General features: G+C 72.8%; 11 protein-coding genes and 1 tRNA gene. 5 read left to right on the top strand and 7 right to left on the bottom strand.

Translation table 11 applies throughout. The features are described 5' to 3' along the window. Nucleotides 1–7: 7 nt before the first annotated feature. Complete coding sequence (locus EDF34_RS13570; protein WP_123372038.1) at nt 8–3,901, top strand: sigma-70 family RNA polymerase sigma factor; 3,894 nt, start codon at nt 8–10, stop codon at nt 3,899–3,901. Here EDF34_RS13570 and EDF34_RS13565 read toward each other — a convergent pair. After that, nucleotides 3,882–4,127, bottom strand: coding sequence for a hypothetical protein (locus EDF34_RS13565; RefSeq protein WP_123372037.1), 246 nt, complete (start codon nt 4,125–4,127; stop codon nt 3,882–3,884). The two genes, EDF34_RS13570 and EDF34_RS13565, sit on opposite strands and share 20 nt — an antisense overlap. A 202-nt stretch (nt 4,128–4,329) precedes the next feature. Further along, a complete protein-coding gene (upp, locus tag EDF34_RS13560) occupies nt 4,330–4,965 on the bottom strand; it encodes a uracil phosphoribosyltransferase (protein WP_118767941.1) in 636 nt (211 codons plus the stop codon). A 199-nt stretch (nt 4,966–5,164) separates the two neighbouring features. On the opposite strand from upp, the gene EDF34_RS13555 reads away from it, so the two are divergent. Then, nucleotides 5,165–5,665 carry a nucleoside deaminase gene (locus EDF34_RS13555; protein ID WP_233575389.1) on the top strand — a complete coding sequence of 167 codons (501 nt, stop codon included), beginning with the start codon at nt 5,165–5,167 and terminating at the stop codon, nt 5,663–5,665. Here the strand turns inward: EDF34_RS13555 and EDF34_RS13550 are convergent. Next, the gene (locus tag EDF34_RS13550; protein ID WP_123372036.1) at nt 5,597–6,451 is read right to left on the bottom strand and encodes an NAD-dependent protein deacetylase; all 855 of its coding nucleotides are present in this window, start codon (nt 6,449–6,451) and stop codon (nt 5,597–5,599) included. The genes EDF34_RS13555 and EDF34_RS13550 overlap by 69 nt on opposite strands. Nucleotides 6,452–6,515: 64 nt before the next feature. Here EDF34_RS13550 and EDF34_RS13545 point away from each other — a divergent pair. Next, a tRNA-Ser gene (locus EDF34_RS13545) sits at nt 6,516–6,602 on the top strand. 51 nt (nt 6,603–6,653) lie between these two features. Here EDF34_RS13545 and EDF34_RS13540 read toward each other — a convergent pair. After that, nucleotides 6,654–8,522: an Ig-like domain repeat protein gene (locus EDF34_RS13540; RefSeq protein WP_158615090.1), complete on the bottom strand. Its 1,869-nt coding sequence runs from the start codon at nt 8,520–8,522 to the stop codon at nt 6,654–6,656. A 301-nt stretch (nt 8,523–8,823) separates the two neighbouring features. Between EDF34_RS13540 and EDF34_RS13535 the strand changes: the two genes are divergently transcribed. Continuing rightward, complete coding sequence (locus EDF34_RS13535; protein WP_123372034.1) at nt 8,824–10,167, top strand: glycosyl hydrolase family 18 protein; 1,344 nt, start codon at nt 8,824–8,826, stop codon at nt 10,165–10,167. A gap of 54 nt (nt 10,168–10,221) precedes the next feature. On the opposite strand, the gene phoA is transcribed toward EDF34_RS13535, so the two are convergent. Beyond that, a complete protein-coding gene (phoA, locus tag EDF34_RS13530; RefSeq protein ID WP_199737897.1) occupies nt 10,222–11,937 on the bottom strand; it encodes an alkaline phosphatase in 1,716 nt (571 codons plus the stop codon). Nucleotides 11,938–12,187: 250 nt separating this feature from the next. On the opposite strand from phoA, the gene EDF34_RS13525 reads away from it, so the two are divergent. Then, nucleotides 12,188–14,401 (top strand): esterase-like activity of phytase family protein, encoded by a 2,214-nt coding sequence (locus tag EDF34_RS13525; protein WP_123372033.1) that lies wholly within the window; start codon nt 12,188–12,190, stop codon nt 14,399–14,401. 100 nt (nt 14,402–14,501) lie between these two features. Here EDF34_RS13525 and EDF34_RS13520 read toward each other — a convergent pair whose 3' ends face one another. Together EDF34_RS13520 and EDF34_RS13515 are read right to left on the bottom strand one after the other, a co-directional pair. Beyond that, nucleotides 14,502–15,206 carry a phosphatase PAP2 family protein gene (locus EDF34_RS13520; protein WP_123372032.1) on the bottom strand — a complete coding sequence of 235 codons (705 nt, stop codon included), beginning with the start codon at nt 15,204–15,206 and terminating at the stop codon, nt 14,502–14,504. After that, nucleotides 15,207–15,890 carry a phosphatase PAP2 family protein gene (locus tag EDF34_RS13515; RefSeq protein ID WP_123372031.1) on the bottom strand — a complete coding sequence of 228 codons (684 nt, stop codon included), beginning with the start codon at nt 15,888–15,890 and terminating at the stop codon, nt 15,207–15,209. It lies immediately after the preceding gene. Between the last annotated feature and the right edge of the window lie 10 nt (nt 15,891–15,900).

The following is a 15,900-nucleotide window of genomic DNA, read 5'->3' as shown; positions in this document are numbered from 1 at the left end:
AATCCGCGTGAGCACGGAGGCGGGCATCGAGGACGGGGTCCGGGAGGACGCCGAGCTCATCGCTGCCGTGCGCGGGGGAGACGTCGAGGCGACGGGCGAGCTCTACGAGCGTCACGCCGGCGCCGCGCTCGTCGTCGCCCGCCGCTACACCGACTCCACCGCTGACGCCGAGGACGTCGTCGCCGACTCCTTCGCCGCCGTGTTCCTCGCGCTGCAGCGGGGCAACGGTCCCGATGTCGCCTTCCGTGCCTACCTGTTCACGGTCGTCCGCCGCGTCGCCGGGCTGCAGCGCACGCGTGCCCGGCGGGCGGAGCCGACGGACGACGTCGCGAGCCTCGAGGCCGGAACCGCGTGGGCCGGCACCGCCGAGGAGCCGGCGCTCGAGGGGTTCGAGCGGGGTGTCGTGGCGCGTGCCTTCCACGGGCTGCCCGAGCGCTGGCAGGCGGTGCTCTGGCACACCGAGGTCGAAGGGCTGCAGCCGGTGCAGATCGCCCCGATCCTGGGCCTGACGGCCAACGGCGTCGCGGCGCTCGCCTACCGGGCCCGCGAGGGGCTGCGGCAGGCCTATCTCCAGCAGCACCTGCAGGACCCGCTCGACGAAGGCTGTCGCTCGGTCGCGGGCAAGCTCGGCTCGTACGTCCGAGGCGGGCTCGGCACGCGCGAGAGCACCCAGGTCGAGCAGCACCTCGAGACGTGCGGGGACTGCCGAGCACTCGTCCTCGAGCTCGCGGACGTCAACCACGGCATGCGGGCGGTCATCGCACCGCTCGTCCTCGGTCTCGCGGGTGTGGGCGCGCTCGCGCACCTGCTGCCGGTGGGCGGTGGGCTGGCTGCGGGCGCCGCGCTCGCCGGCCACGGCCAGGGAGCCGCCGCCACGACGGCGACGGCGGGCACCGGCGGCGCTGCGGCCGTCGCCGCGGGCAGCGGCGCGGGAGCGACGGCAGGCGCCAGCGCCGCGGGAGGGATCGCGGCCTTCATCGCCTCGATCCCGGCCGCCGCCGTCGCGGTCGCGGCCGGGGTGCTCGTGCTCGCGGGCGTCGCGACGGCGCTCGTCGTCAACCTGATGTCCGGTCCCGACGACACGGCGACGCTGCCCGTGCCGACCTCGAGCGCGTCCTCGACGATGGACCAGCCGCAGAGCCCGGCCGCGACGCCCGAGCCGAGCGGCGCGCCCTCGCAGCAGCCCACCGCGCCGGTGGTCGCTCCGAGCACCGCCCCGACCGCCCCGGTGACGAACCCGACCGCGCCCCCGGCGCCGCAGCCCACGAGCCAGCCGACGTCGCAGCCGACGTCGCAGCCGACGAGCCAGCCGACCAGCGAGCCGACGACCGACCCGACCCAGCCGCCGACGGACCCGCCGACCGACCCGCCCACGGACCCGCCGACCGACCCGCCCACGGACCCGCCGCCCGCCCCGGCCTCGCTCTCGGTCGTCCTCCCGGACACGGGCCTGTCCCTGTCGGCCGGCGCGGAGGACCAGGAGCTCGCCATCGAGGTGGCGAACACCGGGGGCACCGCGGCCGCCGACCTCGCGGCCGACGTCGTCCTGCCGGACGGCGTCACGATCGACGACGTGCTCACGGTGACCACCCCGGGGGTGTTCGGGCGCTTCGCCGCAGCCACCGACCCCGGCTGGGTGTGCACCGGCGGCGCGCAGTCCCCGACGGCGCGCTGCACCCTGGACGTCCTGGCTCCCAGCGCCACGTCCCGCCTCGTGCTGCACGTCGCGGTCGACGAGTCGTACGAGCGGTCCGACGGGGAGATCGCCCTGCACGTGACCGGCGCGGACCTCGACTTCCAGGCTCCGCCGATCCGGGTACGGGTCGCACCCGCCCCGCCCCGCCTGACGCTGCAGTCCGCGCCGGACCCGCTCGTGCTGCTCAGCCAGCGGCCGACGACGCTCACGCTGCCCGTCCGCAACGCCGGCGGGACCGCCGCGACCGCCGCCGCCGTCCAGGTGACGCTCCCGTCGGGGATCGGCTGGGAGCAGGTCGGCGGCGACTGGACCTGCCAGCTGCCGCAGGCGGCGCGCGCGGCCGGGAACGTCGTCGACTGCACCATGGCGACCGTCCCGGCCCGGGGCCGGGCGCCGCTCGCGCTGGCCCTCACGGCCGGCGAGCCCCGCGACGTGGGGGAGGACCCGATCGTCGTCACGCTCAGCCCGTCCGGTCGCTCCGCGCCGACCCCGGTCTCGGTGCCGTTCACGGTCGAGCGCCCCGCGCGGCTGTCCGTGCAGGCGGCCGATCAGCTCGAGGTGCTCGGCGGGCACGCCGTGCCGGTCGCGCTGACCGTCGGCGACGTCGGCGACCTGGACGCGACCGACGTCGTCGTCGACGCGGTGGCACCCGAGGGGACCCGGTGGGCCGACGTGTCGCCCGAGGGCTGGCAGTGCGGGCTCGACGGCTCGCTCGCCACGTGCACGCGCGACACGGTGGCCGCCGGGAGCGACGAGTCACTGGTCCTCCGTCTCGTCGGCGACGTCGGCAGCACGGGCTCGCTCGGTGATCTGTCCGTCACGGCACGGGCGCCCGGCGCGGACGGCGCGGCGGCCCGCGTGCCGGTCGTCGGCCGCGCGCCGTCGCTCGTCGTGCGGACCGAGACCGCGCCGGTGCTGCTGCAGGGCGACGAGGGCGTGCAGGTCTCGTTCGCCGTCGACGTCGGCGACGGCTCGGACGCGGGCGACGTCGTCGCGCGCGTGGTGCTGCCGCGGAACGTGGTGCCGAACCCCGACGGCACCCAGACCGCGGGTTGCGCGGCGACCGAGGACGCGCACGTCGTCGAGTGCCCGCTCGGCGATCTCACGGCGGGCGGCTCGGCGGCCGTGCTCGTCTCGGGCCACCTGATGTGGAGCGAGCGCAGCCGCGTGACGGTCACCGCGCTCGCCACGGGCGCGACCAGCGACCCGGTCCAGATCACCCTTCCCGCCACGTCGGCCGGCCTCGCCGAGCGCTACACCGGCAGCGGCGACGTCACCCAGGTCGGCGCGCCGCTGCTGTCCTGCAACACCTACCTCGCCGCGTGCCGCAGCGCGCTCGAGAAGGGCACCGCGGACAACAACGGCCTCGCGATGATCCCGCTCGACGAGGCGCCGCCCGCTGGTCAGCGCGCCAGCATCCCCGTCTCGTCGCGGGCCCAGCTCTCGGTGCCGAAGGGCGCGACCGTCGAGTTCGCCGGGCTGTACTGGTCCGCGAACGCGACCGGCTCCGACACCTGGAGCACGGCGCTGACCCACGCGCGCCTGCGCGGGCCGCAGGGCGACTACCGGCCCGTCACGGGGACCGTCATCGCCGACCGGACCGACAACGCCGCGCGGCGCTACTACCAGTCGTTCGCCGACGTGACCGACCAGGTGGCCGCCGGCGGCAGCGGGACGTGGTCGGTGGCGGACGTCGCCGTGAGCGCGGGCCGCTCGGACAAGGACCCGACCTACTTCGCCGGCTGGTCGCTCGTCGTCGTGTACTCCGCGCCCGGCGACGCGACCGTGGCCGTGTACGACAGCGGCGCGTGGGTGGGCAGCGGCGCGCAGCCGCCCGTGTTCTCGTTCGCGGCGCCCGCAGGCACGCTCGCGCGTGTCGGCGTGGTCGCCTGGGAGGGCGACTACCAGGGCAGCGGCGACCAGCTGCGGCTCACGAGCCCGCTGTGCGATGCGGCACCGACCGCGCTGACCCCCGTGCGGTGGGACGGCTCGGCGGGCTCGTCGTCCAACGCGTTCGACTCGACCGCGACGGGATGGCGCGCGGCGAACTCGCTCGGCACGGACGCCAAGGCGTTCCGGCCGGTCGTGCTGGGCTGCGACGTGAGCTCGTTGACCGCGTCGACGGTCGGCGACCAGTACCTCGTCGGCGCCATCACGCTGCGGACGCAGCCCCCCGAGCCTGCGGCTACTGCTGACCCGCGATGAGCCGCAGGTCGGTGAGGCGCTCGCCGATCCGTCGCACGTCGTCCGAGCCGCCGGGCACCAGGGAGAGGGCCGTCACGGTCTCCGCGCCGGGCAGCGCGTCGACGGCGAGCTCGTGCAGGGTCGCCGCGACGTCGGCCAGGGCGGTGGGTGTCGTGGACTCGGGGACCGAGACGTACAGGACGAAGCCGGCGCGTGGCGGCGGGGGCAGGGGAGCAGGAAGTGCCATGGGGTTCTCCGGGGGTGCGGTCCGCCGAGAAGGGCGGGAGGGTCGGGCCTGAGGGGCGACGTCAGGCCGGACAGCGCGTCGCAGGTACGCGCACGGCGGACGCCGCCGTGGCGTAGTGCGTGGTTCGGATCACGAGCCGAGCATCGCACGGCTCGTCGGCCGTGCCCAAGGTGTTAGCCGGGCGGTCTCACCCGGTGGATGCTCAGACGACGCCGTAGAGGCGGTCTCCCGCGTCCCCGAGGCCCGGCACGATGTACGCCTTCTCGTTGAGGCGCTCGTCGACCGCGGCGACGACGATCGACACGTCGGCCCGGTCCCCGACGAAGTCCTCGACGACCTTGAGGCCCTCGGGGGCGGCCAGCAGGCAGACCGCGGTGACGTCGCGCGCGCCGCGCTGCAGCAGGTAGTCGATGGCCGCGACCAGCGTCCCGCCAGTGGCGAGCATCGGGTCGAGCAGGAAGCACTGCCGGCCGGACAGGTCGTCGGGCAGGCGGTTCGCGTAGGTGATCGCCTCGAGCGTCTCCTCGTCGCGCTGCATGCCCAGGAAGCCGACCTCGGCGGTGGGCAGCAGGCGCGTCATGCCGTCGAGCATGCCGAGGCCGGCGCGCAGGATCGGGACGACGATCGGACGGGGCGTGGCCAGCTTGCGCGCGGTCGTCGTGGTCACCGGCGTGGTGATCTCGACCTCGCGGGTGTGCACGTCCCGGGTCGCCTCGTACGCGAGCAGGGTGACCAGCTCGTCGACGAGGAGGCGGAAGGTCGCCGAGTGGGTCTCGACGTCACGCAGGACGGCGAGCTTGTGGTCGACCAGCGGGTGGTTCGCGACGTGCAGGCGCATGGGAGCAACCTACCGGGTGTCCCACGGGCTGGGATGCCGACCGGCGCGGCCCGTGCTGTGACGTCCGACCTGCCCCCACCTAGCCCGACCTAGCCGCACTTGTGGCTGGTGAGACCTCCTGAGGCTTCGCGCAGCCCCACGAGACGACTCTCGTCACAAGTGCGGCTATCTCGGGCCGGCGCTGGGGGATCATGGCGGCATGAGCACCCGACCCGAGGCGGCCGCCGACGCGTGGGCGATGGGTGAGGCGCTCGACGAGGCCGCGCTGGCGCTGGCCACGGGCGACGTGCCGGTCGGCGCGGTGGTGCTGGGGCCCGACGGGACGGTGGTCGGGCGCGGGCACAACGTCCGCGAGGCGGCCGCCGACCCCGCGGGGCACGCGGAGGTCGTCGCGCTGCGGGCCGCCGCCGCGGCGCTGGGCCGGTGGCGGCTCGACGACTGCACCCTGGTGGTGACCCTGGAGCCGTGCCTCATGTGCGCGGGCGCGACCGTCCTGGCCCGCGTCCCGCGGCTGGTGCTCGGCGCGTGGGACCCCAAGGCGGGCGCGTGCGGCTCGCAGTGGGACGTGGTGCGCGACCGGCGGCTCAACCACCGCGTCGAGGTCGTCGGCGGGGTCCGGGCAGCCGAGTCCTCAGAGCTGCTCCTGCGCTTCTTCGAGACGCGCCGGCAGGAGCCGGGCGAGGGCGCTCAGGGTCTCTGACGTCCCCGCGTGGTAGGTCAGCGTGGCGTGCCGGTCGCCGCGCGTGACGCCCCGGTTCACGATGACGATCGGCTTCTCGGCGGCCGCGGCGTGCCGCACGAAGCGCAGCCCCGACTGCACCGTCAGCGACGACCCGGCGACGAGCAGCGCGTCGCCCTCGTCGACCATCGCGTACGCCGCGTCCACCCGCGGGCGTGGCACGTTCTCGCCGAAGTAGACGATGTCCGGCTTGAGCATCCCGCCGCACACCGGGCAGTCCGCGACGACGAAGTCGGCGGTCTGCTCGATCACCGCGTCCGCGTCGGGCGCGATCTCGATGTCGGCGACGGCCTCGGGCGCGAAGTCGGGGTTGAGCGCGTCGAGCAGGTCGGCCAGCTCGCGCCGGCTCATCACCGTGCCGCAGCTCAGGCACACCACCCGGTCGTAGCGGCCGTGCAGGTCGATGACGTTGCGGGAGTCCGCGGCCTCGTGCAGCAGGTCGACGTTCTGCGTGATGATCCCCACCACGACGCCCTCCTCCTCCAGCCGTGCGAGCGCGCGGTGCCCCTCGTTCGGCTGGGTCCGGCGCACGTGCCGCCAGCCCACGTGGTTGCGTGCCCAGTAGTGTCGGCGGAACGCCTCGTCGCTGGTGAACTGCTGGAACGTCATGGGCGTGCGGGGCGGCGAGTCGGGCCCGCGGTAGTCGGGGATCCCCGAGTCCGTGGACAGCCCGGCGCCGGTGAGGACCGTCAGCCGGCGGCCCGACAGCTGGGCCAGGACGTCGTCGAAGGTGCCCTCTGCGCTCACCGGTCCACCGTACGTCGGGGCCGGATTCGGAGCACGGCCCCCGACCGGGTACCCTTCTCGGCGAGGTAGCGTGTCCGAGCGGCCTAAGGAGCACGCCTCGAAAGCGTGTGTGGGTGAAAGTCCACCGTGGGTTCAAATCCCACCGCTACCGCCGACCGAAGCGGCCCTGACCAGCAGGTCAGGGCCGCTTCGTGCATCCCGGCTACTTCTTCGGCAGCACGACCAGCGTGGCCTTCGCGGACGCCGCCGCGACCGTGGTGCTCCCGGAGTACTTCACCGTCAGCGCGTAGCTCTTCGCCTTCCAGGACCTCGGCAGGTGGATCGTCGCGCGCCCGCTCTTCACGGTCGCCTTGCCGACGTAGGTCGAGCCCCGGTAGACGCGCACCGTTCCGGTCGCCTTGAGGTCCGAGGTCACCCGTGCGGTCACGGTGGCGCTCGTGCCGGTCCGGACCTTGGTCGTCGTGACGCGCAGCTTCGAGGCGTCCTTGACGGTCGTCCGCACCGAGGCCTTCGAGGCGCCGAAGGCCGGGGTCCCCGCGTAGTGCACGGAGAAGGTGTGCCTGCCCCGCATGAGAGCCTTCGGGGTCGAGAAGGTGACCTTCCCGCCCGACAGGGTGCGCGTCGCGATCTTCGTGCCGTCCTGGTAGACGACGACCGTGCCGGACGCCTTCTTGCGCGCGGATCCGACCGTGACGGTGACCTTCGCGCGGGAGCGCTCGGTCACGGTGGAGACGGCGATCTTCGCGGTGGTCGAGACGCGCGGGTTGTCGGCGTACGAGACCTGGACCTGCGCACCGGCAGCGGTCTGGCTGATCAGCTTCAGGGTCACGTCGCCGCCCAGGAGCGTGAGCTCGTCGCCCGTGCGGCCCGCGGCCCGGTACGACGTGCTCGTCGCGGGGAACGCGACCGTGTAGACGTCGCCGTCGATCGGGAGCGAGACGGTCACGCCGCGGCGGAAGGAGACCGAGCCCTCGTCGAACCAGCCCGCGAGCAGGCCCGTGCGGTCGGAGGCGTAGAACGTCGACGCGTCGCCTGCGGCGCCCGAGCGGTAGTCGAGGAAGAACGTCGGGGTGTTGGTGTCGTCGTTCACGACGAGGGTGGTCCGGCCGCCCGACGAGGTCAGCGGGGCGAGCGTGTAGACGGCGGGGGCCGCGTTCCACCGCACGACCTGCTCCCGCGCGGCCTCGCCGGGCAGGCCGAGCTGCGCGCGCCAGGCGCCGTCGAGCGCGCCGGGCGCGTAGCTGTCGAGCTGGAGCGCCTGGGGGCCGAAGAGGCCGAAGTACTCGTAGCCGGCAACGCCGGTGGGGGTCTGCAGCGCGAGGTCGGCGTGACCGAGGCCGAAGTGGTGCCCGAGCTCGTGCGCGAGGACGCCCCACTCGTCGGCGATCACCTGGACGTAGCCGCCGGTGGTGAAGTCCTCGCCGACGTTCGCGACGCCGGCGTAGCCGTAGTCGTCGGCGCAGCCGAGCGGGCTGAACGCGACGACATGCTTGCCCGGCGCCAGGAAGTCGACCTTCGGGTAGGCGTCGGCCGCGGCCTGGAAGACCTCCTCGTAGTCCAGGGCGCAGCTGCCGTCGAGGGCGAGCGGGACGGTGGACGCGACCGTGAACGACGAGATGGCGCCGCGCGCCTCGCGCTTCCAGTACGCGGCGGCCGACGAGGCGACCGCGGCGGCTCGGCTCGTGCTGAACGAGCCGGTGGTGGTCGAGTCCTGGATCGTCACGACGTAGAGCTGCTCGGCGACCGGGGCTGCCGAGCGCGCGACCGTCGTCGTGCGGCCTGCGGCGGCTGCGCCGGACGTGCCGGATGCAGGACCCGCACCGACCAGGGCGCGCACGTCGGCGGCCTCGCCCGCGGGAGCGCGCACGTCCGACGCCAGCGGCACCACGCGGCCGTCGTCGGTCAGGAGCGCGCGGTCCTCGCGGCTGCGCGGCGACGTGCCGCCGAAGCTGTCGATGCTGACCGTGGCGACGGTGCCCGCGGGTGCGTCGTCGGCAGCGAGCGCGGGCAGGGCGGAGACGACGAGCGAGGCCGCTGCGACGGCCGCGGCCGCGGGGATCTTCCAGTGCATGGGAGCCAGTGAAAGGCCCGCCGCCGACACCTCCGACCACCTCCGAAACCGGCATCTCGTGCCACACGGGCGCAATTCGGTGCGGAACGCCCCGGGGAGTCGCCCAAACCGGGCAGCGATTTCACCCGCTCCGAAGGGGCGCCAGATTTGTTAGGACTTTTTTGTAAGGACCTCTTCCATCCAGCCCGGATCGGGCACTACGGTCAAATCGCCCTCCCGTGGGAGGGGGACCGCCCCGACGTCGTGGCGGTCATGACCTGTTCGACCTGCCACCAGCCCGTCCTTCCACCGGAGGTCCCGAATGCGTCGCACCGTCCGCCCCGGCCGCTCGGCCGCCCGAGCCATCGCGGCCCTGGCCGCCACCGCCATGGTCGCCAGTCTCGGCCTCACGATCGGCTTGTCTTCCGCCGGCGCCGCCGACACGTGCGGCCAGAAGTCGCGACCCACCGGCAAGGTCCTGCAGGGCTACTGGGAGAGCTGGGACAACTCCTCGGTCCACCCCGGGCTCGGCTACATCCCGATCGACGACACCCGCCAGGCGCAGCACGGCTACAACGTGCTGATGGCGGCGTTCCCCGTGATCGCGCCGGACGGCACCGTGAAGTGGCAGGACGGCATGGACACCGGCGTCGACGTCCCGACGCCCGCCCAGGTCTGCGCCGCCAAGGCGCAGGGGCACACCGTGCTCATGTCGATCGGTGGGGCGAACGCGAGCATCGACCTGTCATCGACGGCGGTGGCGGACCGGTTCGTCGCGACCATCGTCCCGATCCTCAAGGCCAACAACTTCGACGGCATCGACATCGACATCGAGGCGGGCCTGACCGGCTCCGGCAGCATCGGCACCCTGTCGACGTCGCAGTCGAACCTCATCCGGATCATCGACGGGATCCTCGCCCAGATGCCCGCCGGCTTCGGCCTGACGATGGCCCCGGAGACCGCCTACGTCACCGGCGGCTCCGTGGTCTACGGCTCGATCTGGGGCTCGTACCTGCCGATCATCAAGAAGTACGTCGACAACGGCCGCCTGTGGTGGCTCAACATGCAGTACTACAACGGGTCGATGTACGACTGCGCCGGCGGCTCGTACGCGGCGGGCACGGTGGCGGGCTTCGTCGCCCAGACCCGGTGCCTCGACGCCGGGCTGACGGTCCAGGGGACGACGATCCGGGTGCCGTTCGACAAGCAGGTCCCCGGCCTTCCCGCGCAGCCCGGTGCCGGCGGCGGGTACATGACGCCCGCGCTCGTCGCGCAGGCGTGGTCGCAGCTCGGCGGCGCGCCCAAGGGTCTGATGACGTGGTCGATCAACTGGGACGGCTCGAAGGGCTGGACGTTCGGGGACAACGTGAAGGCGCTCTTCGGCGGCACGACGCCGACGCCGACGTCCACACCCACGCCTACTCCGACGACGACCCCGACGCCCACCCCGACGACGACCCCGAAGCCGACGACCACCCCGACCCCGACCCCCACGCCCACCCCGACCGCCACCACGCCCGCCACGGGAACGTGGGTGGCCAACCGCGCGTACGGGGTCGGTGACGTCGTGACCTATGCCGGCAAGCAGTACCGCTGCCGCCAGGCCCACACCTCGCTGACCGGCTGGGAGCCGCCGAACGTGCTGGCGCTCTGGCTGCCGCTCTGACCGAGCGGACGCACGAAGGGGCGGTCGCCGCAGCGACCGCCCCTTCGTGGTGGATCAACGGTTGGTGATCGTGAACCCGATCAGCTTCTCCGTGGTGCGGCCGTCGATCCCGACCGCGTCGATCTTCAGCTGGTACTTCCCGTTCGGGTAGTCGCGGGTGTCGAGCACCAGCGTCGGCTTCTTGCCGGCGTTGCTGCTGCCGGGCGCCTTGGTGTTGTCGGTCAGCCAGGTGCCGCCGCGGTTGAGCTCGATGTAGGTGTACGCCGGCTCGGTGTCGAGCGTGACCCGCACGGTCTGCTTGCCCTTGAGGGTCGCGCCCTCCATCACGTTGACGTTCTCGACCACCGGGGCCGCGGGGGACGGCTTGTCGGCGTCGAGGCGGAGCGCGTCACGGATGGTGAAGAACAGGTCCGTCTGGTCGGTGAGCCCGACGACGTTCGCGGCGCGCGGCCCGTAGGCGGCGATCCGGACCTGCGTGCCCGTGTGGTCCTGCGAGCCGCCGGTGTCGGCGGTGCCGTAGGCGACGGTCATCGGCTTGTTGTCCGCCGTCAGCAGCGTGCGCGTCAGGCCGGGCGTCAGGGTGTTCGGGTAGACGATCTGGCTCGAGTGGCCGTGGTCGGCCGTCAGCACGACGAGCGTGTTGCCGTCCTTCTTGGCGAAGTCGAGCGCGACCTGCACGGCCTCGTCGAGGTCGACGGTCTCACCGATCTGCCCGCACGGGTCGGCCGCGTGGTCCTGCTTGTCGATGCTGGCGCCCTCGACCTGCAGGAAGAAGCCCTTGCCGGACTTCCGGTCGAGCAGGTCGATCGCCTTGGTCGTCATCGCCTTGAGCGTCGGCGTCGTGGCGAGGTACTTCGGGTTGGCCGTGCACGTCGCGGCGGGCTCGGTGCCGCCGGTGTGCGTGGCGGCCGGGCCGACCCAGCGCACGGGCATGTTGCCGGGTGCGAACAGTCCCAGGACGGGCGTCTTCTGGTCCGCCTTCTGCACGGCGGAGAGGCCTGCGGCGTCCGTCACGACCTGGTAGCCGCGCGCGGTCGCCTGCTGCAGGAGCGTCTTGCCGGACCACTGGCCCGCTGCTGCGGACTCGTTGAACGAGGTCCCGCCGCCGCCGAGGGTGACGTCCGCGCGGGCGTCGATCAGCTGCTCGGTGATCGAGCCGAGGCCGCCGTTCTGCAGGGCGTTCGCCGGGCACTTGGCCAGGGTGGACGAGGGGGCGTAGCAGCCGCGGTCGGTCACGTGGGAGACCTGGACGGCCGGCGTCGCGTCCTGCAGCTCGGCGGTGCTCACGTCGCCGGTGCGCAGTCCGTTGGCGCGCGCGATCTCGAGCAGCGAGCGCTGCGGAGCACCGTTGACGTCGACCGAGATCGCGCCGTTGTAGGTCTTGGTGCCCGTCGCCCAGCCGGAGCCGGACGCGGCCGAGTCGGTCACGTAGTCCGGCAGGCCGTCCTTCTTGTCGAGCGCGTAGGTCGTGTACTGGCCCGTCAGCGGCAGGGCGTCGATGCCCGCGAAGTGGCCCGCCGCGCCCTTGGCGTAGTTGCGGGCGACGGTGATCTCGGAGTCGCCCATGCCGTCGCCGATGAGCAGGATGACGTTCTTCGCGGCGCCGCCCTTGATCTGGGCGCGGACCTTCGAGGTCTGGTCTCCGTCGAGCCGGCGCGCGTCGCCGTGGCCCGACAGGTCAGTGGTGACGGCCCAGCTCGTGGCCGCGCCCATGACGAGCCCGCCGGCGACGACTGCCGCGGCGAACGGGCGGAATGCACGTGTCTTCATCGTGATCCTTCCGGGGGTCTGCAGGCGACGTCCGCCGCCTCGTGCAGTCGACCGGGTGAAGGTGACGCCCCGATGATCAGGGAGGAAACGGGACGAGTCGGACTGTGGGCGGGCTGTGGTTGCGCGGGGAGCCGGTTGTGGGCCTCGTCGCGTCCCGGACATCCCCCGGACGGGTGACGGATTCGCCGCTTTCATCCCGATGTCGACGCCCCGACCTCCGGCCGTCGCGTAGCCAGAGTTCGGTCGAGGCATGAGAAGACGAGCGACTCTCTCCATCCTGGCCGCCGCCGTGGCCGCCAGCCTCCTGCCGTCCGCTGCCGTGGCCGCGGACAAGCCGGGACCGACGATCACGGTCCCCACCCTCGAAGCCCGCGCGACCCTGTCCGCCGACTACCTCGCCGCCGGCCCGCAGTCGGGTGCGCTGGTCACGCCCGCGAACGGGCGCAGCGGCCCGTTCCCCGGGCAGGTGGTCCCCGGCTTCAGCGGCATCGTCGACGCCGGGGACGGCACGCTGTGGGCGATGCCCGACAACGGGTTCGGCAGCAAGGCGAACTCGGCCGACTTCCTGCTGCGGATCTACCACGTGAAGCCGCGGTGGGAGACGGCGAAGGGCGGTGCGGGTGAGATCAAGGTCAAGGGCTTCGTCTCGCTGCGCGACCCGGACCACCGCATCGACTTCCCGATCGTGCACGACGACACCAAGCAGCGGCTCCTGACCGGCGCGGACTTCGACATCGAGTCGATCGTGCGCCAGAAGGACGGCAGCTTCTGGATCGGCGAGGAGTTCGGCCCGTTCCTGCTGCACGTCGACAGCACCGGCAAGCTGCTCGCTGCACCGGTGCCGTTCCCGCTGGGCAAGTCGCCGCAGAACCCGTACCTCGGCGCCGGGGAGACCCCGCGCATCAAGGCGAGCCGCGGCTTCGAGGCGATGGCCGCGTCCAAGGACGGCCGTTACCTCTACCCGATCACGGAGGGCGCCTTCGTCGACGACGCCCTGCAGCGGCGCCGGACGATCTCCGAGTTCGACACCCGCACCCACCGCTACACGGGCGTCACCTGGGCGTACCAGACCGACCAGGACGCCAACGTCGTCGGCGACGCCTTCACCACGGGCCGCCACCAGCTGCTCGTCATCGAGCGCGACGACTTCCAGGGCGAGGCGTCCGTGATCAAGCGGGTCTACGCGCTCGACCTCGACAAGCGGGACGTCGACGGCTTCGTGCGGAAGACGCTGGTGCTCGACGCGCTCAAGATCGCCAACCCCGCCCACCTCGGTGCGGGTGACGGGTACGGCACCGGCGACCCGTTCTCGCTGCCGGTGCAGTCGTTCGAGACCGTGGTGCAGCTGGCCGACGGCCGCCTGCTGATCGCCAACGACAACAACTACCCGGGCAACGCCGCGCGCATCGCGGGCAAGCCCGACGACACCGAGATCGACATCATCGACCTGCGCAAGGTGCGCGCACCGAAGGCCAGCGCGACGACGGTCATCGGTCACCGCGGCGCGAGCGGCTACCGCCCCGAGCACACCCTGGCCTCGTACGAGACCGCGATCCGGCAGTGCGCGGACTTCATCGAGCCGGACGTGGTCTCGACGAAGGACGGCGTGCTCGTCGCCCGGCACGAGAACGAGATCGGCGGCACGACGAACGTCGCCGACCACCCGGAGTTCGCTGCCCTGAAGGCGACCAAGGTGATCGACGGCCGCAGCGTCACGGGCTGGTTCACGGAGGACTTCACGTTCGCGCAGCTCAAGACGCTGCGTGCCAAGGAGCGGCTGCCGCAGGTCCGCCCGGCCAACACCGCGTTCGACGGGCTCTACGAGATCCCCACGCTCGACGAGGTCATCGACCTGGCCCGGCACTCCGTCTCCTGCGACGGCAAGCAGGTCGGGGTCTACCCCGAGACGAAGCACCCGACGTACTTCGACTCGGTGGGCCTCTCGCTCGAGGAGCCGCTCGTCGCGCAGCTCAAGGCGAACGGCCTGGACAAGCGCAACGCGCCCGTCTTCGTGCAGAGCTTCGAGACCGGCAACCTGCGCGAGCTGTCCCGCCTGACCAAGGCGCCGCTCGCCCAGCTCGTCGACTGCTCCGGGGCGCCCTACGACCTGGTCGCCGCCGGCGACACCCGCACCTACAAGGACCTGGTGACCGACTCCGGGCTGGCGCAGATCGCCCGGTACGCGGACGGCGTGGGCCTGTGCAAGGACGTGATGATCCCGCGGACCTCGTCGGGCAACCTGGGCACCCCGACGACGGTGGTGCGTGACGCGCACCGCGTGGGGCTCGAGGTGCACGGGTGGACGTTCCGCCGGGAGAACCAGTTCCTGCCCGCGGAGTACCGCATCGGCACGGACCCGAACGGGATCGGTGACCTGGCCGGCGAGATCCGGGCGTTCGTGGCCATCGGGCTCGACGGCGTGTTCAGCGACAACCCGGACGTGGCCTCCGCCGCGGTGAGCTGACCCTTCGCGTCCAGCCGCCGAGACCGTTACCCCGAGGCGAGACCGTCACCCGTACGTGTCGGTCTCACTTCGGAGTGACGGTCTCGGCGGGGTCGTGGAGTCAGGACCGTCGGGTCGCCCCCGAGGTGTCCCGGCGGAGGTAGTTCCACGCGATGAACGCGCACACGATGCCGTTGGCCAGCCCGACGAGCACGTCGCTCAGCGAGTGCATGCCGCGGTAGAGCCGAGCGGACCCCATGGCGATCGGGCAGAGCAGCAGCAGGACCGTCACGACGACCCGCAATGCCCGGTTCTCGATCCGCTGCGCGACCAGCGCGAGCGTCACGTACAGCGCGGTCGAGGCACCCGTGTGCCCGCTCGGGTAGCTGGAGGTGGGCGGCGCGTCGTCGAGGTGGTCGACGTCCGGACGCTCGCGGCCGACGACGAGCGAGGACGTGAGGAACACCGCGGCCTGCAGCCCGATCGCCAGGCCGGGGACCAGCGCGAACCACCACTGCCTGGTCCGCCACAGCAGCAGGAGCATGACGACGACGGCGATGGCCACGACGATCGGGGTGTTGCCGATCTGGCAGATCACGGCGGTCACGTCGTTCATCGTCGGCGTCCGGATCGAGACGAACCAGTCGTTGACGCCCTTCTCGCCGGGCAGGTTGTCCAGCGGCCCGGTGATGAGGAACCCCAGCCCGACGACGACGACCCACACGGCCGCCGCGGGCACGAGGGCCCGCAGTGCGACGTCGCGCCAGAACTCGCGCGCGGCGGGCCGGCTGGAGTCCAGCTCGTAGCGGTGGACGAACGTGCTCACTCAGACCTCCGGGTCAGGTGTGTGGTCGTGCAGCGCGGTCCAGCCGCGATACCCGATGTAGGACGCGCCCGAGACGGTCGCGCCGAGCAGGATGCCGCCGACGACGTCGGACGGGTAGTGCGCGCCGAGCAGGATGCGGTCTGCGCCGGTAGCGAGCGTGAAGAGCGCGGCGACGGTCGGCACCGCGACGCGGCCGCGGGGGCCGAGCATCGGCCAGAGCAGCAGGGTGATCGTGGTGCCCGCCGCCGCGCTGGCGAACGCGTGGCCCGAAGGGAAGCTCGTGCCGCCCGCGTGGACCAGGGCGTCCTCGACGACCGGCCGCGCGCGCCGCACGATCTCCTTGGAGAAGTTGGCGATCAGCCACGCGGCCACCATCGTCCCGAAGCCCCACAGGGCCCGGCCTGGTTGGTGGTGCCGCCGCCACACCCACACGCACACCAGCGACCCGGCGAGGTACACCCAGCGCGGCTGGGAGATCTCCTGCCAGACGATCAGCGCGTCGTGGAAGGCCGGGTGGGAGCGCGTGAAGTCGGTCGTCTCGACGATCGCGTGCTGGTCCCAGCGGACGATCGGGCTCACGTCGGACCGGACCACGTAGGCGAGTGCGGCGACCGGGAGCCCGACGCCGAGGGCCAGGCCACCCGCGCGCAGCAGGGCGCGCCAGGGGATCAGGGCCGGTCGCATCCCCGGAGGT

It is taken from the genome of Cellulomonas sp. PhB150 (genome assembly GCF_003755175.1).
Taxonomy (GTDB): Bacteria; Actinomycetota; Actinomycetes; order Actinomycetales; family Cellulomonadaceae; genus Cellulomonas.
The sequence above is the reverse complement of the archived record's forward strand: the minus strand, read 5'-3'. Positions and strand labels throughout refer to the sequence as shown.

What these genes read in the sequence shown, in the direction of transcription:
- EDF34_RS13565 (WP_123372037.1), bottom strand. Translation starts at nt 4,127, where the DNA reads ATGGCACTTCCTGCTCCCCTGCCCCCGCCGCCACGCGCCGGCTTCGTC.
- upp (WP_118767941.1), bottom strand. Translation starts at nt 4,965, where the DNA reads ATGCGCCTGCACGTCGCGAACCACCCGCTGGTCGACCACAAGCTCGCC.
- EDF34_RS13555 (WP_233575389.1), top strand. Translation starts at nt 5,165, where the DNA reads ATGAGCACCCGACCCGAGGCGGCCGCCGACGCGTGGGCGATGGGTGAG.
- EDF34_RS13540 (WP_158615090.1), bottom strand. Translation starts at nt 8,522, where the DNA reads ATGCACTGGAAGATCCCCGCGGCCGCGGCCGTCGCAGCGGCCTCGCTC.
- EDF34_RS13535 (WP_123372034.1), top strand. Translation starts at nt 8,824, where the DNA reads ATGCGTCGCACCGTCCGCCCCGGCCGCTCGGCCGCCCGAGCCATCGCG.
- phoA (WP_199737897.1), bottom strand. Translation starts at nt 11,937, where the DNA reads ATGAAGACACGTGCATTCCGCCCGTTCGCCGCGGCAGTCGTCGCCGGC.
- EDF34_RS13525 (WP_123372033.1), top strand. Translation starts at nt 12,188, where the DNA reads ATGAGAAGACGAGCGACTCTCTCCATCCTGGCCGCCGCCGTGGCCGCC.
- EDF34_RS13515 (WP_123372031.1), bottom strand. Translation starts at nt 15,890, where the DNA reads ATGCGACCGGCCCTGATCCCCTGGCGCGCCCTGCTGCGCGCGGGTGGC.